This window comes from Micrococcus sp. R8502A1 (genome assembly GCF_006704135.1).
In the GTDB taxonomy this organism is placed as follows: Bacteria; Actinomycetota; Actinomycetes; order Actinomycetales; family Micrococcaceae; genus Micrococcus; species Micrococcus luteus.
This window is the reverse complement of sequence record NZ_VIGS01000027.1, coordinates 1-21,855: the sequence shown is the minus strand read 5'-3', so window position 1 is coordinate 21,855 and position 21,855 is coordinate 1. Positions and strand designations below refer to the sequence as shown.

19 protein-coding genes and 2 pseudogenes are annotated in these 21,855 nt (G+C 71.9%); 16 read left to right on the top strand and 5 right to left on the bottom strand.

Going from position 1 to position 21,855, the window contains the following annotated elements:
- The first annotated feature begins 1 nt into the window (after position 1).
- Together lepB and FLM69_RS06740 are read left to right on the top strand one after the other, a co-directional pair.
- Complete coding sequence (gene lepB / locus FLM69_RS06745) at positions 2-748, top strand: signal peptidase I (protein ID WP_141843589.1); 747 nt, start codon at positions 2-4, stop codon at positions 746-748.
- Positions 749-820: 72 nt separating this feature from the next.
- Complete coding sequence (locus FLM69_RS06740; RefSeq protein WP_078025741.1) at positions 821-1,702, top strand: glycosyltransferase family 25 protein; 882 nt, start codon at positions 821-823, stop codon at positions 1,700-1,702.
- Between the two features lie 18 nt (positions 1,703-1,720).
- Here the strand turns inward: FLM69_RS06740 and FLM69_RS06735 are convergent, their stop codons facing one another.
- Positions 1,721-2,815, bottom strand: a complete 1,095-nt coding sequence (locus FLM69_RS06735; protein WP_141843587.1) for a PqqD family peptide modification chaperone — start codon at positions 2,813-2,815, stop codon at positions 1,721-1,723.
- A gap of 200 nt (positions 2,816-3,015) precedes the next feature.
- Here FLM69_RS06735 and FLM69_RS06730 point away from each other — a divergent pair, with 200 nt between their 5' ends.
- The 11 genes and pseudogenes from FLM69_RS06730 (at position 3,016) to FLM69_RS06685 (ending at position 14,341) form a co-directional block, all read left to right on the top strand.
- The gene (locus tag FLM69_RS06730) at positions 3,016-3,939 is read left to right on the top strand and encodes a glycosyltransferase family 2 protein (protein ID WP_141843585.1); all 924 of its coding nucleotides are present in this window, start codon (positions 3,016-3,018) and stop codon (positions 3,937-3,939) included.
- Positions 3,936-4,997, top strand: coding sequence for a glycosyltransferase (locus tag FLM69_RS06725; protein WP_141843583.1), 1,062 nt, complete (start codon positions 3,936-3,938; stop codon positions 4,995-4,997). The genes FLM69_RS06730 and FLM69_RS06725 overlap by 4 nt, the downstream gene beginning before the upstream one ends.
- A complete protein-coding gene (locus FLM69_RS06720) occupies positions 4,994-6,115 on the top strand; it encodes an RNA-binding protein (RefSeq protein ID WP_141843581.1) in 1,122 nt (373 codons plus the stop codon). The genes FLM69_RS06725 and FLM69_RS06720 overlap by 4 nt, the downstream gene beginning before the upstream one ends.
- On the top strand, positions 6,112-6,903 hold the full coding sequence (locus FLM69_RS06715) for a cytidylyltransferase domain-containing protein (RefSeq protein ID WP_141843579.1): 792 nt from the start codon (positions 6,112-6,114) through the stop codon (positions 6,901-6,903). The genes FLM69_RS06720 and FLM69_RS06715 overlap by 4 nt, the downstream gene beginning before the upstream one ends.
- Positions 6,900-9,143, top strand: a complete 2,244-nt coding sequence (locus FLM69_RS06710; protein ID WP_141843577.1) for an N-acetylneuraminate synthase family protein — start codon at positions 6,900-6,902, stop codon at positions 9,141-9,143. The genes FLM69_RS06715 and FLM69_RS06710 overlap by 4 nt, the downstream gene beginning before the upstream one ends.
- Positions 9,134-10,033: pseudogene (locus FLM69_RS06705) on the top strand (glycosyltransferase); the annotation flags it as partial. The gene FLM69_RS06710 and the pseudogene FLM69_RS06705, both read left to right, overlap by 10 nt.
- Before the next feature lie 113 nt (positions 10,034-10,146).
- The gene (locus FLM69_RS11560) at positions 10,147-10,269 is read left to right on the top strand and encodes a hypothetical protein (RefSeq protein ID WP_255502746.1); all 123 of its coding nucleotides are present in this window, start codon (positions 10,147-10,149) and stop codon (positions 10,267-10,269) included.
- Complete coding sequence (locus tag FLM69_RS06700) at positions 10,266-11,303, top strand: glycosyltransferase family 4 protein (protein ID WP_141843575.1); 1,038 nt, start codon at positions 10,266-10,268, stop codon at positions 11,301-11,303. Before FLM69_RS11560 ends, FLM69_RS06700 begins: the two co-directional genes overlap by 4 nt.
- Positions 11,304-11,319: 16 nt before the next feature.
- On the top strand, positions 11,320-12,282 hold the full coding sequence (locus FLM69_RS06695; RefSeq protein ID WP_141843573.1) for a glycosyltransferase family 2 protein: 963 nt from the start codon (positions 11,320-11,322) through the stop codon (positions 12,280-12,282).
- Between the two features lie 9 nt (positions 12,283-12,291).
- Positions 12,292-13,422: a glycosyltransferase gene (locus FLM69_RS06690; RefSeq protein WP_141843572.1), complete on the top strand. Its 1,131-nt coding sequence runs from the start codon at positions 12,292-12,294 to the stop codon at positions 13,420-13,422.
- Between the two features lie 55 nt (positions 13,423-13,477).
- Entirely contained in the window at positions 13,478-14,341 is an 864-nt protein-coding gene (locus FLM69_RS06685; RefSeq protein WP_141843570.1) for a hypothetical protein, read from the top strand.
- Positions 14,342-14,445: 104 nt separating this feature from the next.
- Here FLM69_RS06685 and FLM69_RS11555 read toward each other — a convergent pair.
- A pseudogene (locus FLM69_RS11555) lies at positions 14,446-14,583 on the bottom strand (glucose-1-phosphate thymidylyltransferase); the annotation flags it as partial.
- Between the two features lie 138 nt (positions 14,584-14,721).
- Here FLM69_RS11555 and FLM69_RS06675 point away from each other — a divergent pair.
- Entirely contained in the window at positions 14,722-15,231 is a 510-nt protein-coding gene (locus FLM69_RS06675) for a glycosyltransferase (RefSeq protein WP_181743491.1), read from the top strand.
- Positions 15,232-15,714: 483 nt separating this feature from the next.
- Here the strand turns inward: FLM69_RS06675 and FLM69_RS06670 are convergent, their stop codons facing one another.
- Positions 15,715-16,977 carry a glycosyltransferase gene (locus tag FLM69_RS06670; RefSeq protein ID WP_141843567.1) on the bottom strand — a complete coding sequence of 421 codons (1,263 nt, stop codon included), beginning with the start codon at positions 16,975-16,977 and terminating at the stop codon, positions 15,715-15,717.
- Positions 16,974-17,843 carry a glucose-1-phosphate thymidylyltransferase RfbA gene (rfbA, locus tag FLM69_RS06665; protein ID WP_141843565.1) on the bottom strand — a complete coding sequence of 290 codons (870 nt, stop codon included), beginning with the start codon at positions 17,841-17,843 and terminating at the stop codon, positions 16,974-16,976. Before rfbA ends, FLM69_RS06670 begins: the two co-directional genes overlap by 4 nt.
- A 74-nt stretch (positions 17,844-17,917) precedes the next feature.
- Here rfbA and FLM69_RS06660 point away from each other — a divergent pair, with 74 nt between their 5' ends.
- Positions 17,918-19,873: a glycosyltransferase family A protein gene (locus FLM69_RS06660; RefSeq protein ID WP_141843563.1), complete on the top strand. Its 1,956-nt coding sequence runs from the start codon at positions 17,918-17,920 to the stop codon at positions 19,871-19,873.
- A complete protein-coding gene (gene galE / locus FLM69_RS06655; protein ID WP_141843561.1) occupies positions 19,870-20,838 on the top strand; it encodes a UDP-glucose 4-epimerase GalE in 969 nt (322 codons plus the stop codon). Before FLM69_RS06660 ends, galE begins: the two co-directional genes overlap by 4 nt.
- 3 nt (positions 20,839-20,841) lie before the next feature.
- Here the strand turns inward: galE and FLM69_RS06650 are convergent, their stop codons facing one another.
- Positions 20,842-21,780 carry a glycosyltransferase family 2 protein gene (locus FLM69_RS06650; RefSeq protein ID WP_141843559.1) on the bottom strand — a complete coding sequence of 313 codons (939 nt, stop codon included), beginning with the start codon at positions 21,778-21,780 and terminating at the stop codon, positions 20,842-20,844.
- Between the last annotated feature and the right edge of the window lie 75 nt (positions 21,781-21,855).

The following is a 21,855-nucleotide window of genomic DNA, read 5'->3' as shown; positions in this document are numbered from 1 at the left end:
CATGGCCGAGCGCGTCGAGCCGGCCCACGGGGAAGACGGCGGCGCGGTGGCCGCGCCGCAGCCTCACCGTCCGCGCCTGCCGTTCTGGGCCTCCCTGCTGCTGAACGTGGTGGTGGCCCTCGCGGTCGTCGCCGTGGTGCAGGCCCTGTGGGTGAAGGTGTACTCGGTGCCGTCCGGCTCGATGGAGAACACCCTCGAGGTGGGGGACCGCATGCTGGTCAACCGCACCGCCTACCCGGACGGGATGGCGGAGTCCCAGGACGTGGTGGTCTTCACGGCCAACGAGGACTGGGCGCACCCCATGCCACCGGAGGGGGCCGTGGAGAACGCCGTCCGCACGTTCGGCGACCTCACCGGCATCGGCCGCTCGCACGAGCAGGCCCTGGTCAAGCGCGTGATCGGCACCGCGGGGCAGACCGTGGAGTGCTGCACCGCCGAGGGCGCCGTGACCGTGGACGGGGAGCCCCTGGATGAGCCGTACATCCACAACGACCTGCCGTTCATCCGGGACGAGCTGGACTGCGAGTCCGAGGTGATGTCCGCGCGCTGCTTCGGCCCGGTCACCGTGCCGGAGGACTCGATGCTCGTGCTCGGCGACCACCGCTCGAACTCGGCCGACTCCGTGATCGCGTGCCGCGGCATCCCCGCCGACCAGGCCGGGGACTGCGCGCGCTTCGTCACCCGCGAGGACATCGTGGGCGAGGTCTTCGTGACGGTGTGGCCGCCCACGCACTGGGGCGGGCACTGAGATACGTCGTGGTGGCGGCGTCGGGTCGGCGCATACGCAACGGCCAGGAGAAGGGAAAGGGGTGAGCGATCAGTGGCAGTCAAGCCGCGCTCTCCGAGGTCCCGCATCATCCGTCGTGTCGTCATCGCCTTGCCGGACAGCACGCGCCTGTCCGGGTTCCGAGCCCAGCCGGGGGGCGAGGACTTTGAGGTGTTCGACGCCATCGACAATCGTTCGGGTTCGGTGACAGAGCGCTTCGATGTGGAGCGGTTCCGGGACTTTTTCCAGCGTGATCCCCGTCCCGGTGAGATCGGCTGCACCCTGAGCCACATGGGGGTCATGCGAAGTTTTGCCGAGGAGGTCGGAGCTGACCATGACCTGTTACTCGTCGCGGAAGACGACGCGCGGTTTGCCGAGGATGCGGAAGCGGTGGTGCAAAGAATCGCACCATATGTTTCCACGACGTCCCTCGTCATCCTGGCTGATCCCTACGGGCCGGGTGGGCGGCGCGATCGATCGGTCGCGAGCCAGTCCGAGCACTTCGTTCAACTCTCGCTCCTTGCGCGCAGACTTCGGCACCCATCCCGCCTTGGTGTCGTGACCTTCGGTCGCTGGGGCGCTGGTTTGACCGGCACGGGGTACTACATGGTCACCCGGGCAGCAGCGCGTCTCATCACACGGGCGCTCGACGAGGACTTCGGGGGGAGGCCGTGGTGGGTGGCCGACTACCACGGGTTCTATCGGGACGAACTGGGCATCGATGTCCTCGCCGTGCGCCCCAACCTCGCCGGCTGGGAGGGGGAGTCGTCCATCCAGGACGACGAGCACGTGGGATGGCGCGCAGCGAATGATGCCGAGATCCCGCCCGTCGGCGTGGCCGACTTCCTAAGAGAATGGCGTCACCGGGCGCTCCGTAAGGCGCGATCGACGAAGTTCGATCTCCACTGGCGCCTGCGGATGTCACAGCAGAGGTAGGCTCCGAGCCCGGCCGCCTCAGCCGGCCGTGGCCAGCCCGGCGGAGACCAGGGCGTCCATCGCCTTCCGCACCCGGGCCTCGGCGTCCTCGGGAACGGGCCCTTCGGCGCGGAGGCAGGCCACCACGTCGACGGCCGTCCGCGGCTCGTCCAGCAGGAGCCAGACGGACGGGCCCAGACCTTCGAGCACGACCAGGCGGTCCGAGGCGAGCAGGACCAGGCGGCCGCTGTCGGTCAGGATGCCGTCGTCGACGGCGCAGCGGGACACCGCGCCCGGGACCGCCGCACCGACCGAGGCCCGCAGCTCCTCATCGGTGAGCGCCTCCCAGGCGGGGGTGACGGGCGTGGGCGGGGCCGCCAGGAGGCCGTCGACGACATCCCGCAGGTCCTCCGCTTCGGCGTAGACCAGGCGTTGGGCGCCGCCGACCGTGTCGAGGACGCGGCAGAGCGTCACGAGACCGCGGGGGAGCAGGGAGAGGGAGGATGTCTGGGGGACGAGCGCCTCGAGCGCGGCCACGAGTTCTATGGCCTCCGCCCGCGGCGTCACCGGGCCTGCCGGATCCCGCACGCGGTCCAGCACGGCGATCCGGGCCAGCCGGGCGTCGGGGAGGGTCGGACCGAGACCCAGGTCGTCCGGGCCTCGCTGGGTCTTCGGGCGCACCCCCCGTGACCCCAGCAGGGACAGCGGTTTGGGGTAGGGCGTGACGGTCAGGCCGTCCGGTGCGATGATCGCCGTCTCGTCGGTGAGGTAGGCGAAATGGGGTCCCAGCCGGCGCGTGGCCGTCGTCTTGCCCGTCCCGGACGCCGCCACCAGGACCATCGCCGCCCCGGTGTCCGGTGCGGCGAGGCACGCGGCATGGAACAGCAGGTGGGTGCCGCGGGCGGACTCGATCGCCCGCGAGGTCGCCAGGGACACCAGGTCCTCGTGCCACTGGAGCCACGGACGCGCGGTGTCGGCGCCGCGGTGCGCATCCGCGCGGGCCGGCGGCTCCACGGCCTCCACACCGCACCGGGCCCAGGACGCGATGACCTCCGCGCGCTCGTCTCCTGTGAGGCCGCTCACCGTCACGGCATCGAGACCGGTGCCGATGCGCAACGCGGTGGTCTCGCTCATGGCTTCGTCCTCCCCCTGGGCGCCGGGCATGGCTCACCCTTTCCATCCCGTGGCTGTCCGGTCAGTGTACTGAGCGCCGTGTGGGCGGCCATGGCGCCGCCCCACCGGCTGGCACGGGTCTTCGCCAGAGCCTCCCTATACTCGACACAGGTTCTCGGGCGCTGAGTGCGCCGTCCATCCGAGCTGAGGGAGGAGCCCGCATGGCAGCCCAGTCGCCCACGGCGGCGGTGACCGTGGTGATCCCGCACTACGGCGATCCGGCCCCCACCCTCGCCCTCGTCGACCGCCTGCTGAGCGATCCCGGAGACGCGCTGGCCGCCGTCGTGGTCTCGGACGACGCCTCGCCCACCCCGTACCCCGAGGCGCACGATCCGCGTCTGACCGTGGTGCGCCGCGAGCGCAACGGCGGCTTCGGCGCGAACGTGAACACCGGCCTGGCCGCGGTCACCACCGAGCTGGCCCTGGTCCTCAACTCGGACGCCGAGATCACGGGGGCGCAGATCGACGCTCTGGTGGCGGCGGCCGCCCCGTATCAGCCGGCCGTGGTCAGCCCGCAGGTCGTCAACGAGGACGGCACGCCGCAGTGGTCCGGGCGGCACTTCCCGACGGTCCTGCACCAGACCGTGGAGTGGCTGACTCCGCTGGCCCGCTTCCGTCACCTGGACGTGCTCCACGAGGCCGTGGGGCACGACGTCGCGGCGGCCCGGTCCGCCTCGCCCGTGGCGGTCGACTGGGTGATGGGCGCCGTGCTGCTCCTGCCGATGGCGCAGGTCCGCGCCGTCGGCGGGTTCGACGAGGAGTACTTCATGAATTCCGAGGAGGTCGACCTGCAGCGCCGCCTGCGCGAGCGCGGCGTGCCGTCGATCGTGGTGCCGGCCGTCCGTGTGCCGCACGGGCTGCACGGCTCCTCGGACCCGCTGCGCCGGCGCGGCTGGCTGGTGGATTCCCGGTACCGCTACGCCCGGAAGTTCGGTCACCCCCGGGTCCTCAAGGCCGCGCTCACCGCGGCGACGGGGGCGAACTTCGCCGTGAACGTGCTCCGGCAGGCCCGGGGTGTGGACGTGGACGCCCGCGCCGTGCTCCGGGACGAGCACGAGCTGGTCTGGAAGGGGCGGCGCCGATGAGCGCCACCGGCTACACCGTGCCCGCGCCGCCCGACGCGCGGCGCGGCCGCTCCCCGGAACGGCTGTTACTCGTCTCGCCGGCGTTCCACGGTTATCACCGCTCCATCGCGGCGGCGTGGGCGGCCCAGGGCTTCGACGTCACGGTGCACTGCTACGACGCCTACGCCACGCTCGGCATGAAGCTGCGGAACAAGGGGCTGCTCGAGCTGCCGCAGAAGGCGGGCGTGGACCGCACGGCCGCGCGGGTCGCCTGGGACACGGGGCGGGCCGTGGCCGCGCTGCGGGAAGCCCGGCCGGACCGCGTGCTCGTCATCAAGGGGGACTCGCTGGGCGAGGACTTCTGGTCCGCGATCCTCGATGCGGGCCTGCCCCGCATGCTCTGGCTGTACGACGACCTCGCGCGGCACGACTACTCGATGGAGTTCCTGCGCTCCGTCGGGCCGGTGCTCAGCTACGCCCGCTCCGAGGCCGAGCTGCTGGCCGGCGAGGGCGTGGACGCCCACTACATGCCCAACGGTTTCGACCCGGCGATGGCGTTGCCCCAGGTGCCGCGGCGTGACGAACTGGTCTTCGTGGGCTCGCGCTACCCGAATCGCGTGGAGCTGCTCTCGCGCCTGGCCGCGGCCGGGGTGCCGGTGCGCGCCTACGGGCGTCAGTGGAGCCACCACCCGGTGGACCGCCTGCGCACGTGGGAGCTGACCCGGCCGGACCTGCCGGCCGAACGGGACATCCCCCTCGAGGAGGCGTACGCCGTGCAGGCGGCCGCCGCGGGCGCCATCAACATCCACGGCCTGCAGGCCGGCCACGCGATGCGGACCTTCGAGGTGCCCGGCATGGGCGGTCTCCAGCTCGTCGATCGGGCCGACGTGGCCGAGTTCTACGTCCCGGACGAGGAGGTGCTCGTCTTCGAGGACGCGGACCACCTCATCGAGCTGGGCCGCCGGGTCGTTGCGGACCCTGCCTGGGGAGCGCGCATCCGGGAGGCCGGCCGCCGCCGGTCGCACGCGGAGCACACGTTCGCGCACCGGGCGGCCATGGCCCAGGGGTGGTGGGCATGACCGACGCGCCCCTCTTCTGGCGCTCCGAGGACCTGCCGCGCTGGCACGCGTGGCAGCGCGCCCAGTGGCCGCTGACCCGGCGGGCCGCGGACACCGCGCGCTCGACCGTGCGCGGCGTGGCCGGCGCCCTGACACGCCGCCGGTTCACCGGCGACGACGTCCCGCGCCTGCTCCTGCCGGCGGGGGACGTGCACACCCTCGTCGCCCTCGAGTCCTTCGGCCCCACGCAGCTGGCCGCGCTGGCCTCGCCCGTGGCCGCCCTGGCCACCGCGCGGCCGGAGGCCGCCGCCGGGGTCGGCTGGGTGCTGCCCGCCGGTGACGCACCCGCCCTGCCCGGGGCCGCGGGCCACCGGGAGCACGCCGCCACCGCCGACGTCGTGAGGGATCGCCTGTCCGGGCTCCGCCGCGTCCTGGTGGCGGGGGAGTACCTGCCCTCGGGTCGCGCCGCCGTGCGCTGGGCCCGGCAGCGGGGGGCGCGCATCGGCGTCGTCCAGCACGGGCTGCTGGCCGTGTCCACGCCGCCCGTCCCGCAGGGCGCCACCCTGTACGCCTTCACGAGCGCGGACGCGGACTGGTGGACCCAGGGCCGCGCCGATGTGGAGGCCGTCCCGGTGGGATCGGTGCTGCTCGAGCAGGCCCGCCGGACCGCGCCCGCGCTCTCGGGCGCCGGAGACGACGGCCCCGGGGTGTTCCTCGGCCAGCTGCACGGCGCCGAGCTGCCCCGCCGGGACTTCGCCGCAGCCGCCGAACAGTACGTGCGGGCCACCGGGGCCGCCTACCGCCCCCACCCGGCCGAGCGGGACCGTCTCTCCCGCGGCCAGCACGCGGCCTGGCGCAGGGCCGGCGTGCGGATCGACGACGCCGGGGCGCCCCTCGTCGCCACCCGCGGGCCCGTGGCCGCCGTCTTCTCCACCGGGATCCTCGAGGCCGCGCAGGCCGGCAGGCCCGCGTGGGCCGTCCACCCGGAGCCGCCCGCCTGGCTCGAGGGGTTCTGGCAGCGCTACGGCATGACCCGGTGGCGGCCCGGCCGCACCCCGGAGCCCACCCCGCCCCTGGCCTCGCCGACCGCGGACCCCGCGGCCGCGATCGCCGAGCACGTCTGGAAGGAGACCGCGTGAGCATCCTGTGCGTCATCCCCGTGCGCGGCGGGTCCCGGGGGCTGCCCGGCAAGAACATCCGCCTCCTGGGCGGCCACCCGCTCGTCGCCTGGACCATCCAGGCCGCCCTCGAGGCGGAGGAGGACCTGCACGTGGTGGTCTCCACGGACTCGGCCGAGATCGCCGAGGTCGCCCTCCGCTACGGCGCGGACGTGCCGGGCCTGCGTCCGGCCCACCTGGCCCAGGACTCGACCCCCACCGAGCCCGTGATCGAGCACGTGCTCGCGGCCGAGCGCGCGGCCGGCGTCGAACCCGAGGGCGTGATGCTGCTCCAGGCCACCAGCCCGCTGCGCCTGCCCGGCACCCTGGACCGCGCCGTGCGGCAGTTCCGACAGACGGGGGTGGACTCGCTGGTCGGCGTCGTCCCGGTGTCCCCGTTCCTGTGGCGCCATCCCGAGGATCCCGACGGGGAGCCGATCCCGGACTTCGACGTCACGGCGCGCAAGCGCCGGCAGGACATGTCGCGCGCCGACCTGCGGTTCCGCGAGAACGGCTCGCTGTATGTGACGCGCCCCTGGGTCTATGACCGGCTGCACAACCGGCTCGGCGGCCGGATCGGCATGCTGGAGCTCGACGACCTCGAGGGCGTGGACATCGACACCGAGCTGGACTTCGCCCTGGCCGAGCAGCAGATGGACCAGTACCTGGCGGTCCAGAAGGTGCTCCAGCGCCACCCCGACCTCGGTGCCCCGTACACCGCCGAGACCCCCACCACCGGCCCGAACCGCATCCCCGGAGGCGCGCAGTGATCATCGAACGCAGGCTCACCCCCTACCTCGTCTTCCCCGAGGACTCGCTCCTGGCCGCCCTGCAGAAGATGACCGACAACCGCGAGCGCACCGTGTTCGTGGTGGATTCCCACGGTTTCCTCGTCGGCTCCCTGACGGACGGGGACGTGCGCCGCTGGCTCGTGGCGCAGCCGGAGGCGTCGCTGGATGTGGCCGCGGCCGACGTCGCCCATCGCGACCCGGCGACGGCGCCCCTGGGCGCCTCCCCGGCCGAGATGCGCGAGGCCCTGCCCACCGGGGCGCTGCACCTGCCGCTGCTGGACGAGCGCGGCCGCCTGACGGCCCTGGCGATCAACCGGGAGGCGGAGCTGCGGATCGGCGGGCACCGGATCGGGGAGGGCCACCCGGCGTTCCTGATCGCGGAGATCGGCAACAACCACCAGGGCGATGTGGACCTGGCCCGCCGTCTCGTGGACCTGGCCGTCGAGGCGGGCGCGGATGCCGTGAAGTTCCAGCTGCGGGACATGGACGCCCTGTACCGGCAGTCCGGTGCGGCCACCGCCGGCGAGGACCTGGGGGCCCAGCGCACCCTGGACGAGCTGGCCAAGTTCTCGCTCTCCGCCGAGGACATGGTGCGGGTGTTCGACCACGTCCGGGACGCCGGCGTCGCCCTGATGTGCACCCCGTGGGACGCCCCGTCCATGCGGGTGCTGCGCGAGTACCCGGTGGACGGCGTGAAGATCGCCTCGGCGGACCTGACGAACCACGGTCTGCTGCGGGACGCGGCCGCCTCCGGCCTGCCGATGGTGCTCTCCACCGGCATGTCCCGGGAGGAGGAGATCCGCGAGGCGGCGGCCCTCGTGCGCTCCTCCGGTGTCCCCTTCGCGATGCTGCACGCCCAGTCCACGTACCCCGCCCCCTACAAGGACGTGAACCTGGCCTACCTGGACCGGCTCGCGGAGATCGCGCAGACGCCGGTGGGCTACTCGGGCCACGAGCGCGGCTTTCACGTGGCCCTGGCCGCGGTGGCCCGCGGGGCCTCGATCATCGAGAAGCACTTCACCGTGGACCGCGGGCTCGAGGGCAACGACCACAAGGTCTCCCTCCTGCCGGAGGAGTTCGCCCAGATGGTCCGGCAGACCCGGGACATCGAGGAGTCGATCGGCGTCGGGAACGAGCGCGTGGTCTCCACGGGCGAGGCGATGAACCGCATCAACCTGGCCAAGTCCCTGGTGGCGGCCCGTCCGCTGCAGGCCGGCGCCACGATCACCGCCGAGGACGTGACCGTGAAGTCCCCGGGCCGCGGCTTGCAGCCCAACGAGCTGCCGCGCCTGGTCGGCCGCACGCTGCACCGCGAGATGGCCGAGGGCGACTTCTTCTTCGCCGGCGACCTCACGGACACGGTGCCCACCGGGCGCCAGTTTCAGTTCCGGCGCCCCTGGGGCCTGCCGGTGCGCTACCACGACGTCGCGGCGCTGACGAAGGACTGCACCCCGGACTTCCTGGAGTTCCACTTCTCCTACAAGGACCTCGAGATCGACATCGACTCGGTGTTCACCGAGCCCATGCCGATGGGCTTCACCACCCACCTGCCGGACATCTTCTCCGGCGACTTCCTCGTGGACCTGGCCAGCGACGACGACGCCGTGTGGGAGCGCTCGATCGCCGAGGTGCAGCGCACGATCGACATCACCCGGGACCTGAAGCGCTGGTTCCCGTCCGAGGAGGCGCCCATCATGGTCATCACCATGGGCGGGTTCACCCTGGACCGGCACATCCGCCCGGAGGAGCGGCTGCCGAAGTACGCGCGCATCGCCGAGGCCGTGCAGCGCCTGGACACCTCCGGCATCCGGATCGCCGCGCAGACGCTGCCGCCGTTCCCGTGGCTGATGGGCGGTCAGCAGTACCACAACCTCTTCATGGACCCGGACGACACCGTGGCGTTCGTGGAGGCCACGGGGGTGCCCCTGTGCCTGGACACCTCCCACTCCAAGCTCTCCGCCACGTTCCTCGGGATCCCCTTCTCCGAGATGGTGGAGAAGCTGGCCCCGCACACCATCCACCTGCACCTCGTGGACGCCACCGGTGTGGACGGGGAGGGTCCGCAGATCGGCGAGGGCGACGTCGACTGGCCCGTGCTGTGCGAGCAGCTGGACCGCCTGGCCCCCGGGGTGAGCTTCATCCCGGAGATCTGGCAGGGCCACATCAACAACGGCGAGGGGTTCTGGACGGCCCTGGACCGCCTGGAGCAGTGGCTGTGATCCCCGAGGTCGCGACGACCACCCCGGCCCCGCTGACGCTCTGGGTGGTGCCCGTCGCCGACCTCGGCGGCGTGGCCCGGCACGTCCTCGACGTCGCGCGCGTGGGTCTGCCCGGTCTGCGTCTGGCGGTGCTCTGCCCCGAGGGGCCGCTCGCCGAGCGCCTGCGCGAGCAGGGTGCGGCGGTGTTCACCGGGGGCGTCGGCCCCGACGCCGGCCTGGCCGCCTCGGTGCGGACGCTCCGCACGGCGGTGCGCACCCTGCGCCCGGCCGCGGTCCATACGCATCTGGCCTACGCCGACCTCGCGGCCTTCACGGCGCTGGGCGCGGGGCGGGCCGTGCGGCGGGCCGGTGCGCCGGCGCTGCTCAGCACCGAGCACGGGATCGCCCCGGACGATGGGCTGTACAACCGCGCCGCGGCGGCCCGGGTGAAGAACGCCGCGCACCGCGCCCGGCTGCGCGGCACGGACCTCGTGATCGCGGTGGCGCAGTCCACCGCGGACGTGCTGCACCGCAAGTGGGGTGCGGGGGCGCCCCTCACCGTGGTGCGCAACGGCGTGGACGTGCCCGCCGTGCGCGCCGCGGCCGCGGGGCAGCGGCGCGCACCGGGGGAGGGGCTGCGGATCCTGTCCCTGTCCCGGCTGGCCCCCGAGAAGAATCTCGACCGGCTGATCGCCGCACTGCCCGCCCTGCTGGAGCGCGACCCCGGGACGCGGTTGACGCTGGCCGGCACCGGGCCGCTCGCGGCGGCGCTGCGTGCGCAGGCCGAGGACCTCGGTGTCGCGGATGCGGTCGACCTGCCCGGCTTCGTGGAGCCGTGGGGGGCCATGGCCGAGCACGACGTGCTGATGCAGCTCTCCTCGTGGGAGAACCTCAGCTACACCCTGCTCGACGCCGCGGCCGCCGGCCTGCCCGCCGTCGCCACGGACGTGGGAGGCAACGGGGAGATCCTGCCCCCGAGCGCCTGGTCCACGAGACCACGCCGGCGGCCATCGCCGACGCCGTCATGCGTGCCGCGGTCGAGGGCCCGGGCGAGGTGCGCGTGGACGATGTGGAGACGATGGCCCGGGCGACCGCCGAGGCGACCCTCGAGGTGCTCGGGCGCCGGGTGGGGAAGACCTCGGGATGACCGGACGCATCTGGATCCTGGCGAACCAGGGCGAGGTGGGCGGCGGCGAGGTCATGCTGCACCACCTCGCCACGGCGTTGCGCGAGCTCGGGCGGGACGTGGGCGTCGTGGCCCCGGCGCACCCGGCCGAGACCGCCGATTGTCTGGCCGCGGACGGCTTCGACGTGGTCCGCGTGGGCGGGCCCGGACGCCTGGGGTACCTGCGCGCTCTCCGGGCCTGGGACCGTGGCCGAGGCAAGGACGACGTCGCCTGGTGCAACGGGCTGCTGCCGGCCACGGCGCTGGCCGGCCGGCCGCGCCGGATCGTGCACCTGCATCAGGTGCCCGAGAAGCCGGTTCTGCGGGTGTTCTCCGTCCTGGCGCGTCCCGGCGCGCTCGCGGTCCTCGCGCCTTCCCGATTCGCGGCAAACCGCATCCGCGGGGCCCGCGTGCTCCACAACTGGGTTCCGGGTCCGAGGACGCCGCAGGAAGGGCGGGCCCGCGATGCCGATGAGCCGCTGACCGTGGGTTTCCTCGGCCGGCTGTCCGAGGACAAGGGCATCCGGACGCTGTTAGAGGCCGCCGCGCTGCTGCGGAGGACCGACCCGGGTGCTTTCGTGTTCCGTGTCGCGGGGGAGAGCCGGTTCGTGGCGGAGGACGAGGCCGAGCGGCTCGCCACCGCCCTGACGGCAGCCGGTGAGGACGTTCGGGTGCTCGGCTGGCAGGACACCGCCGAGTTCCTGACCTCCGTGGACGTGCTGGCCGTGCCGTCGCAGTGGGCCGAGGTCTTCGGCCTGGTGACGGCCGAGGCGATGGCCGCGGGCGTTCCGGTGGTGGCTTCCGATGCGGGGGCCGTTCCCGAGGTGGTCGGCAGCGATCACCCCTTCGTCTTTCCGCAGCGGGACGCCGCCGCGCTCGCGGGCTGCCTGCGGGCCGTGCGCGCGGTCGATCTGGGCGCGGTAGCCCACTCCCAGCGGCACCGCTGGGAGTCGCTGTTCTCACCCGAGGCCGGACGCGCCGCCGTCGCCGAGCTCCTGGATGACCTGTCCCTATGAACCCCGCGGAGGACACATGACCGAGACGCCCCTGACCCCCGAGGCCAGCGTGATCGTCCCCAGCCGGGGCGGAGCCCAGCGGCTGCCGCGCCTGATCGGCGCCCTCGCCGCGCAGGAGGACGCCCCGCCGTTCGAGGTCCACGTGGTCGTGGACGGGGATGTGGACGGGTCGGAAGCGGAGCTCGCGCAGTTGGCCGCGGATCATCCGGGCCTGGACTTGAGCTGGACCGTCTTCGGCGAGAACCGCGGACGGGTCGCCGCGCTCAACGCAGGTGCCGACGCGACGTCCGGCCGCATCCTCATCCGCGCCGACGACGATCTCGAGCCCGGACCTCACTACATCCGGGACCACGTAGCCGCGCACGCGGGCGGGCCTGGCGGAGCAATCGGACTTTACTTGAACGTCCTGGAGTCCACCCCGTATCAGCGTGCCTACGGTGACGCCCAGGACGTCCTGCACCGCGAGCACGCGTATGCGCTGCCAGCGGATCGGCAATGGCGGCACTGGGCGGGCAACGTGTCCGTCCCCCGTGCCCTGCACGAGCAGATCGGCGGCTACGACCCGGACTACCGACAGTACGGGTGGGAGGACATCGACTACGGCTACCGGCTGCACGCGGCAGGCTACCCGGTGTTGATTCGCCCCGAGCTGGAGACGCGGCACCACGCTGCCGCCGTGACGACGCACTCGAAGGCGGTGCGGGCCTTGCACGGCACGGCCGCGCGGAACCTGTTCGTGAGCAAGCACGGGGCGGCACCGCTCGGCACCATCGGTGCTCCGCGAGGCGCGTGGGGTGCTGCCGTGCGCCTGGTGGCGTTGAGCACCACCGAGGCCACGCTCACGCGCTCCAGTGCGTTGATCGACGCCGTCGCGGACCACCTGCCCCGGGGGCTTGCCCGTCGACTCATCGCCCTCCAGGTGGAGGGTGCCGCCGAGGCCGGGCGGGCTCATCCCCACCGCGCGCAACGGGCCATCTGAGGCGACACGATGTCGGAACAGACCCCCGCAACAATCGCCATCGCCCACGACTACCTCACCCAGAAGGGCGGGGCGGAACGGGTGGTGCTCGCCCTGCACCGGATGTGGCCGGACGCGCCCATCTACACGACGTTCTACGACCCCGAGGGCACGTTCCCCGAGTTCAAGGACGCGCACATCGTCACCTCGCCCCTGAACCGGGTGGGGGTGCTGCGGAAGGACCCGCGGAGGGCACTGCCGCTGCTGCCCCTGGCCTCCTCACTGATGCACGTGAAGGAGTCCGTCGCCGTCGTCTCGACCTCCGGCTGGGCGCACGGATTCCGGTACGACGGCGCCACGCTCGTCTACTGCCACACCCCGGCGCGCTGGGTGTACCTGCTGGACGACTACCTGGGCGAGGGCGGCCGGGACAGCATCAAAGGCCGGATCGCTCGCGTGCTGCGGCCGGGCCTGCAGATGTGGGACCGCGCGGCCGTCCGGCGTCGATCGCGCTATGTGGCCAACTCCACGGTGGTGAAGAAGCGGATCGAAGACGTCTACGGGCTCGAGGGCGTGGACCTGGTGTTCCCGCCGCACTCCGTGAGCACGGATGGCCCGCAGGAGCCGATCCCCGGCGCCGAGCGGCTGGCGGAGGACGGCTTCCTGCTGTCGGTCGCGCGGCTCATGCCGTACAAGCACGTGGACGTGGCCATCGAGGCAGCGGCCCGCGCGGGGCGGCCGCTCGTGGTGATCGGCAAGGGCCCGGAGGAGGCCCGGCTGAGGGCGATGGCGGGGGAGGACGTGGTGTTCGGCCAGGACCTCACCGACGCGCAGCTGCGCTGGGCATACGCGCACGCGACGGCACTGATCGCCGCGAGCCACGAGGACTTCGGGATCACGCCGCTCGAGGCGAGCGCGTGGGGCGTGCCCACCGTGGCGCTGCGCGCCGGCGGCTACCTGGACACCATCGTGGAAGGAATCAACGGGGTGTTCGTGCAGGAGCCGACGGTGGATGCGGTGGCCGAGGGGGTGGAACGTCTGCTGGCCCATGACTGGGACCGGGCAGCGATGCAGGCGCACGCGGAGCGGTTCTCCGAGGAGGAGTTCGGCCGACGCATCCGTGCACGGGTCGCGGAACTGCCGGCTGGGCACGCACGTTGAGGCAGGCGATAGCGAGATGTACGCAGTGATCGACAGGATTCGAAAGGCAGGACGCATGGACATTCTCCACTCCGCTCGTCGGCTCAAGCACCGTCTCTGGCTGGCGCAAAGGCACGGAGCACATGTGGTGACGGAGGGGCGGGACCTCATCTACCGGATGAGCTCGGCGGTGTCTCCTGCCCGCTACGACGCCGCCCGATATGAGCTGGACTTCACGGCCCTCACGGGTCGCGACACGTCCTGGAAGCCCGACCGGCCGATTCCCCGTGTGGTGTGGTGCGTCTGGTCAGGGACGAATGCCATGTCTGCCAATCGCGCCGCCTGCCTGCAGTCCATCCGCGAGGTCCAGCACGATCTGGACGTCCGGCTTGTCACTCCCGACACCTTGCACGAGGTGGTGGTGGACGGTCACCCGCTCCATCCGTCCTATGAGCACCTGTCGGATGTCCATCGCTCGGATTACCTCCACGCATATCTGATGCACCATCACGGCGGTGCGTTCACGGGTATCAAGAAGCACCACCACGCGTGGGCACCGCTCGTCGAGGACATGCAGGAGGACGTGGACGCGTGGGTCACCGGATATCGCGTGCCACGGTCCTCCGAAGCGGCGTACTTCCACGGCCCGCTCGGGCGGGACGTCCGCAAGAACTTCCATCTCCTCCTCGGATTCAGCGGCAAGATCGTCCGACCGGGAAGCCCGCTGACGTCGGAGTGGCTGGCAGAGGTGGAGCGCCGGCTCGACTACTACGGTTCGCTGCTGGCCCAGGCGCCGGGCAACGTCTACGGAGACAATCCCGGGTATCCGGTGCCCTGGACGCGCATCGGGTCACAGGTGTTCGAACCCCTCACCCTCAAGTATCGCGAGCACATCCGGATCGATCCGCGGCTCAAGCCCCAACTGTGGGGGCACCGCTGATCGCAGTGACCGGCCGACACTCGCGGTGAATCCCCTGAGTTCCTCTGACCCTCCTTGTCACGGAAGGGCAGATCGGGCGGCCGCCAGGGTGGACTCGGCCGCGCTCACCGCCCGGACTCGAGCATTTCCAGGAGGTACCGTCCGTACCCCGACTTCACGAGCGGCTCGGCGCGCTCGCGCAGCTCGTCGTCGGTGAGTAGTCCCTGACGCCAGGCCGCCTCCTGCGGAGAACCGGCCGTCAGATGCCCTCATGCATGTGGAGGAGCCGGTGGCGGTGGTCTCCACCTCCGGGTGGGCGCACGGCTTCCGGTACGACGGCGCGACACTGGTGTGCAGCCACACGCCGGCACGCTGGGTGTATCTGCTGGAGGACTACTCGGGTGAGGACGGCCGGAACAGCATCAAGGGCCTGGAGGCCCGCGCGCTGCGGCCGGCGCTGCGGGTCTGGGACCGCGGCCGCTCAGCGCATCGGCCAGCGGCTCCTGGAGATCGGCAAGGGCCCGGAGGAGGCCCGAATCAAGGCCCTGGCCGGCTCGGAGGCGGTCTTCGCCCAGGACATCACCGACGCGCAGCTGCGCTGGGCGTACGCGCACGTGACCGCGCTGCTGGCCGTGAGCCATGTGGACCTCGGCATCACCCCATTGGAGGCCAGCGCCTGGGGTGTGCCCACCGTGGCCCTGCGGGCCGGTGGCTACCTGGGCACCATCGTGGAGGGCGTCAACAGGGTATTCGTGGAGGAGCCGACGGTGGATGCGGTGGCCGACGGAGTGGAACGTCTGTTGGTGCATGACTGGGACCGGGCGGCGATGCAGGCACACGCCGAGCGGTTCTCCGAAGTGGAGTTCGGGCGGCGGATCCGTGGCCTGTTGGGCGAGGTGGCACACCCGTAAGCGGGGGACGGCCCGGACCCGGGGCGGGCCGTACGAACGCGAGGTACGGGCCCAGGGCCTAGCTAGTGTTGGCCTCTGCGGTCCTCAACGGATTGCTGGTCGTGGCCCTCCTGTGGGTCGTAGGGCAAGTGGGCATTCGCACCTTGGCCCAGGAAGCAGGCATCGTCGAGCCTCGCCGTCCGGCGTATGACACGTAGGCGGCAGGGCAGTTCGATGGGCTGCCAGACGCCGCCGGGGCCGAATGGTGGGATCCGGCCGAGGCCCTCTCGTCGCCGGGCATGCTCCGTCGTGACGGAGTCCACCTCACCGGACGCGGCTATGAAGCGATGCGGGAGCGAATCGCCACTCTCACAGACGTGTCCCGTTCGCTGGCGTCCGGCCCCTGACGCAGACGGTCGTACTTCGACGCGGCGCATGCCGGGTGCGTTGGAGTGGGTGCCGCCCGTGCGCGGATGCGTACGTGGTAGTTGGTACGGCTATCGCTCACGATGCCGCGGCCGCCGCGCGGGGGCGGGCGTGGGGGATGGCGGCGATGTCCCGCGCGGTGAGGAGATCGAGCCACATGTCCGCGACGATCGAAGGCTCGAAGTCCGAGCCGACGCGCCCGCAGGCCTCGACGAGCCCGGCGAGCCGGTCCGGGCTGTCCAGGAGGGCCCGGAGGGCCTCCGCCATCTCGGCGGGCTCGGCGCTCGGCAGGGCGAGCCCGCACCGGTCCAGGAGCTCGGCGAGCCCGGCCGAGACGGGGCGCCCCGCCGTCGGGACGCCACAACGCAGCGCCTCGACCGCCGACATCGAGAGACCCTCGAAGTCGGAAGCGACGAGGTGAAGCGTCGCGCCAGTGAACACGGCCGCTGGGTCGTCGGACCAGCCGCAGAAGCGGATGCGGTCCCGGTGGGCCGCCTCGTCGGCCAGGCGGGCCAGGGACTCCTCCTGGTCCCCGGTGCCCCAAATCTCGAGCACGACGTCGGGCACGTCCGCCGCGAGGGCGTCGAACGCCCGGATAGTCAGGTCGACGCGCTTCTCGGCGGACAGACGTCCGAACGAGACGATCCGCCTCCTCCCGTCCGCGTCCGTCCGCGGCGCGGCCGCGGGCACGGTGCCGCTCGGGTTCGCGATGGCGCCCACGGGCACGCCCTGCGTGTCGGCGATCGGCTGCATGTAGGACGGGTGGAGGGCCACCACGGCATCGACCGCGTCGAGGGCCGGGAAGGGGACGTCCCAACCCAGCCGTTCCAGGCCCTCCGGACTGGTGTGGACGTGGGCCACGAGGAACGGGGCGTCCGCCTCGGGCCGGACGTGGCCGGCCTCGCTGAGACAGGTCAGCGTGTCGGGGTTCGCGAAGACGATCGCTGTGTCCCCGCCGAATCGCGCGAGGTGCCGGCGCAGGCGCCGGGCCCGCCACCGCCGCCAGAGCGGGGTGAGAGCCGTCTTGACCGCCAGCTTCGCCCCTAGCGGTCCCGGATGGTCCGCTGCCAGGGGATGGTCCCCGGTCCAGTGCCGGAGCCGGTCGACCTCGAACACCGGCCCAGGGACGCGCGGCTCTTTGGCGGGCGGGTGGATCGACAGGTAGGAGACCGTCAGGCCCCGCCGCACGAACTCGGCCGCCAGCTCGTCGACGACCGTCGTGATGCCCCCGGCCTGGGACGTGCAGCGGCAGGCGAAGACGACGTGCCGGACGCCCTCGCCGCCGGACGGCTCGGGAGCGGTCTCCGGCCGGCCCCGCCCGGCCCGGTCCTGCGCGCTCACCGCCCGGACTCCAGCAGCTCCAGGAGGTACCGTCCGTACCCCGACTTCACGAGCGGCTCGGCCCGCTCTCGGAGTTCGTCGTCGGTGAGCAGGCCCTGGCGCCAGGCGACCTCCTCGGGCGCGCCGACCTTGAGGCCCTGCCGTGACTCGATGGTGCGGATGAAGTTGGAGGCGTCGTTCAGGTCGTGGAACGTGCCGGTGTCCAGCCATGCGGTGCCCCGGGGGAGGACCTCCACGTTGAGGGTGCCGCGTTCCAGATAGGTGCGGTTCACGTCGGTGATCTCCAGCTCGCCGCGCGCCGACGGCTTGAGGTTCTTCGCGATCTCGACGACGTCGTTGTCGTAGAAGTACAGCCCGGGCACCGCATAGTTGCTCTTCGGCTCCGCGGGCTTCTCCTCCAGTGAGATGGCCTTGCCGGCGTCGTCGAACTCCACCACGCCGTAGGCGCTGGGGTCCACCACCCAGTAGCCGAACACGGTGGCACCGTCGACCTGGGCGTGACGGCGCAGCTGCTGGCCCATGCCGGGGCCGTAGAAGATGTTGTCCCCCAAGACGAGCGCGACATGCTCGTCGCCGATGTGGTCCTCTCCCAGGATGAACGCCTGTGCCAGGCCGTCGGGGGAGGGCTGCTGGACGTAGCTGAGCGAGATCCCGAACTGGGAGCCGTCGCCCAGGAGCCGCTGGAACTGTTCCGCGTCGTGCGGGGTGGTGATCACCAGAATGTCGCTGATTCCGGCCAGGATGAGCGTGGACAGCGGGTAGTAGATCATCGGCTTGTCGTAGACGGGCACGAGCTGCTTCGAGATGGCATGGGTGATGGGATGCAGGCGGGAGCCGGTGCCGCCGGCGAGGATGATGCCTTTCATACGCGACTTCGACGTCCCTTCAACGCTCGGTGAGTGCGTGTCTACCGGGCACCCTACCGGGATAGGATCGAGATGTGAGCCAGACAAGCGCGCTGCCAGAAATCAGCGTGATCATCCCCGCGTTCAACGCAGAGCGCTTCCTCCCTCTGCAGTTGGAGGCCCTGGATGCCCAGAGCGGAGCTCCTTCCTACGAGGTCGTCGTCGTGGACAACGCCTCCACCGACGGAACTGCCTCCGTGGTCCACCGGCTGGCTCGGGAGGTCTCATACCCATTGCGTCTGGTGAGCGCACCCGAGCACCAAGGCCCGGGATTCGCACGAAATGTGGGGGCGGCGCATGCTCACGCGGATCTCCTCATGTTCGCCGACGCCGACGATGTGGTGTCCCGGTGGTGGGTGCGCAACGGCGCTCGGGCCTTCGAATCCTCGGACCTCTGGTCCGGCGGCGCACCGTTCATGACCGATGAGCAGATGCGCGAGGGCGTCGAAGGCGCCCGGCGCGCCTTCGATGACAGCGATGAATGGCATGCGCCGGTGCCAGGGGATCTCCGGAACGCGTTTCCCGTGCTGATGGGGGGAGACTTCGGTGTGACGCGGGAGGTGTTCGAACGGGTCGGTGGATTCGATCACTCCCTGGGAGCCGTCTATGAGGACAACGACTTCGCCGTGCGAGCGCACCTCAAGGGCATCCGCGTGGACGAGGCCGCAGCCGTCCGGATCGCTTACCGAGGCAAGTGGGACATGCGGTTCCGGACCCGCCTGGCTCGGCGATCGGCCAAGGCTCACAGCCTCGTCACCACTCGATACGAGCTCGGGCGGCAGTCCCATTTCCCCAACCCGTGGGTGGAATTTGCACGAACGGGGGCCAGCGCTGCTCTGATGACCCTCGGCTGCAAGACTCCGGACTGGGACGGGGTGCGGCTTCGCGCGCTGACCGCGGCGGGAGCTGCGGCGGGTCGTGTGGAGTACCGGTGGATGAGACGCGGCCCCCAACCGCAGATCGGGCTGGGCTACAGGCGAGCTGATTCGTCTCCGTTCCCACAGGCGGACGCGGCAGGAGCCCGGGAGAACAGCGAAGAGGTCCTCGCGGCCAGCGTGGTCATCCCGGCCCGCAATGCTGAGGGGTGGATCGCCGAGCAGCTCGATTCTCTCGCCGCCCAGTGTGATGCCCCGCTCTTCGAGGTCGTCGTGGCCGACAACGGCAGCTACGACCGGACCGTGCAGATCGCCCTCTCTCACCCGGCACCGTTCCAGGTCCGGGTTGTCGACGCATCCGGTGTCCCCAGCGCATCGCACGCGAGAAATGTCGGGGCACGTCTGGCCCGAGGCCATGTGCTGTTGTTCTGCGACGCCGATGACTTTGTCGGCGATCGTTGGGTGGGTGAGCTCTACCGGGCCGTCACCTCGGGGCCTCAGCTGGTCGCCCGCGGCGTCCTGGAGCACAGTCGATTCAATGACGTGGACGTCTTGGCGGCCTATCGGATTGACCCGGCACAAGATCTCCACGACACCGAGGACTCCCCTCGAATAGAGACGGTCTCCGACGGATTCGCCGGCTACCTTGCGACGGTCACGGGCAACAACTTTGCCATCCGTCGAGATGACTACCTCGAACTCGGTGGCATGGATCCCGCATATCCCGGTGGGTCGGAGGAGACCGACTTCGTCTGGCGGGCTCAGGAAGCTGGTTTCGCCGTCGTTCAGGCTGCCGGTGCGGTCGTGTACTACCGCCTTCGGACGACTCCTGTCGCGATTTTCCAGCAGCAACGAAACCAACAGCGTGGTCGCATGTATCTGTGGACGCGGTACCGAGACCGGGGAATGAGCGGCCCCAGCGTGAAGGCGTCGGTCTTCGCGATTTCGCGACACATGCCGATGTGGCCGTTCCTTCGACGCGACCGCGGGCGGGTCCTCGCCTGGGCGTACACCGTCGGTGCCCACGTCGGGGCGCTCGAGGGCATGGCACGCTACCGCCGCCCGGCCCTCCTCCGCAGCCGACGTCCCGGCTCCGGCGGCGGGACCGCGGCATGACCTGGGTGGTGACCGGAGGGGCCGGGTACATCGGCGCCCACGTGGTGCGCGCCCTGCAGGGGGCGGGCATGGACGTGGCCGTCGTCGACGACCTCTCGATCGGGTTCGCGGACTTCGTGCCCGCCGACGTGCCCCTGCTCCGGGCCGACGTCGGCGACGTCGGGCAGGTGGCGGCGTTCCTGACGCGCGTGGGCGCCGCCGGCGTTGTGCACGTGGCCGGGTACAAGTTCGCGGGCGAGTCCGTCCGCGAGCCGCTGCACACCTACCGCGTGAACGTGCGCGGCACCCTGGGCGTGCTCGAGGCGATGGAGCGGGCCGGGGTCCCCGCCGTCGTCTTCTCGTCCTCAGCGGCCGTGTACGGCACCCCGGACGTGGAGCGCGTCACGGAGGCGACGGCGACCGCCCCGGAGTCCCCCTACGGGGAGAGCAAGCTGATCGGGGAGTGGCTGCTCGCGGACCAGGGCCGGGCCACGGGACTCCGGCACACGAGCCTGCGCTACTTCAACGTGGTCGGCTCCGCGGATCCGGCGCTGTCCGACACGAGCCCCCACAACCTCTTCCCGCTCGTGTTCCGCGCCCTGGACCGCGGCGAGCGCCCGCGCCTGTTCGGCGCCGACCACCCCACGCCGGACGGCACGTGTGTGCGGGACTACGTCCATGTGGCCGACGTCGCCCGAGCCCACGTGGCCGCCGCCCGGGCGCTCGCGGGGGACCGAGCCCTGGCCCCGGTCTACAACCTCGGCTCCGGGGAGGGCACCTCGGTCCGGCAGATCATGGAGGCCGTCGGCCGGGTCACCGGCCGCGACGTCGACCCGGTCGTGGAGCCGCGCCGTCCCGGGGACCCCGCACGCATCGTGGCGGACGGCTCCCTGGCCGCGCGCGACCTCGGGTGGGAGAACCGCCACACGGTCGAGGACATGGTCCGCTCCGCGTGGGAGGCCCGGCGGCCGCCCGAGACGCGCTGAGGCTCAGACCTCGTCCCAGCGGGTCGGGGCGTCCGCGCGCAGCGGGCGCAGCGTGCCGCGCGGGTACCAGGCCGCGTCCGTGAGCGGCTGCCCGGCCAGGAGGGCCTCCCAGGCGGCGCGCAGGGCGTCGTCGTCGAGGGCCCCGAGCCGGCGCCAGTGGTACGCCTTGTCCTCGGAGGTGTCGGCGAGCGCGATCGCCTGCGCGCCGGTGCGGCTCTTGCGGGCGAACTGCTCGAAGGAGCGCCACGGCAGGTGCAGGATCCGCAGGCCCTCCGCGCGGACGCCCGGACGCAGGACCTCATGGTTGCCCATCTCGACGACGGCCCCGGGGCGCGGGCGGAACGCGACCTTGACGTTGAAGTGTGCGGTCGTGTCCAGCAACGGGCCGGAACCGTCCGCCGCCGGGAACGCGTTGTGCATGACGGCGCGCAGCACGGGTGCGTCGGCGGCGGCCAGGGCCTCGGCGAGCGTGCCCTCGGCGCCGAACCAGAGCTCGTCCGCATCGAACGGGACCACCCACGTGGCGCCGGCGGCCGATGCCAGGTCGGCCAGCCGGGTCATCTTGGCGGACTGCACGTAGGCCGGCTCCCGGTCCGCGCCGACGACGAGCCCCGGGATCTCCCCGGCCAGCCGACGCAGGATGTCCGGCGTCGCGTCCTTCGACCCGTTGTCCACGACGACGATGTGCGGGATCCCCTGGTCCGCGAGGTGGCGCACGGAGCGCTCGATCACGTCCGCCTCGTCGCGGACCATCGCGACGGCGCACGGGCCGGACATCGCCGGCAGCTCCGGCAGGTCGAACCCGGCCGAGGCGAGGGCGTACTCGCGGGCGAACCGCTCCGAGCCGCGGACGGCGGCGGCCTGCCGGACCACCTCCCGGGCCCGGCGGAGGAGGAACAGGCGGTGCTTGGCCTGGCGGGCGAGGTCGAGGGGGGAGGGCATCGGGTCTCCTGTCGGGTGCGGCCTTTTAAACAATTCCCAGCCCAAGAGACGGCGGTAAATATCGTAGTCCGTGTT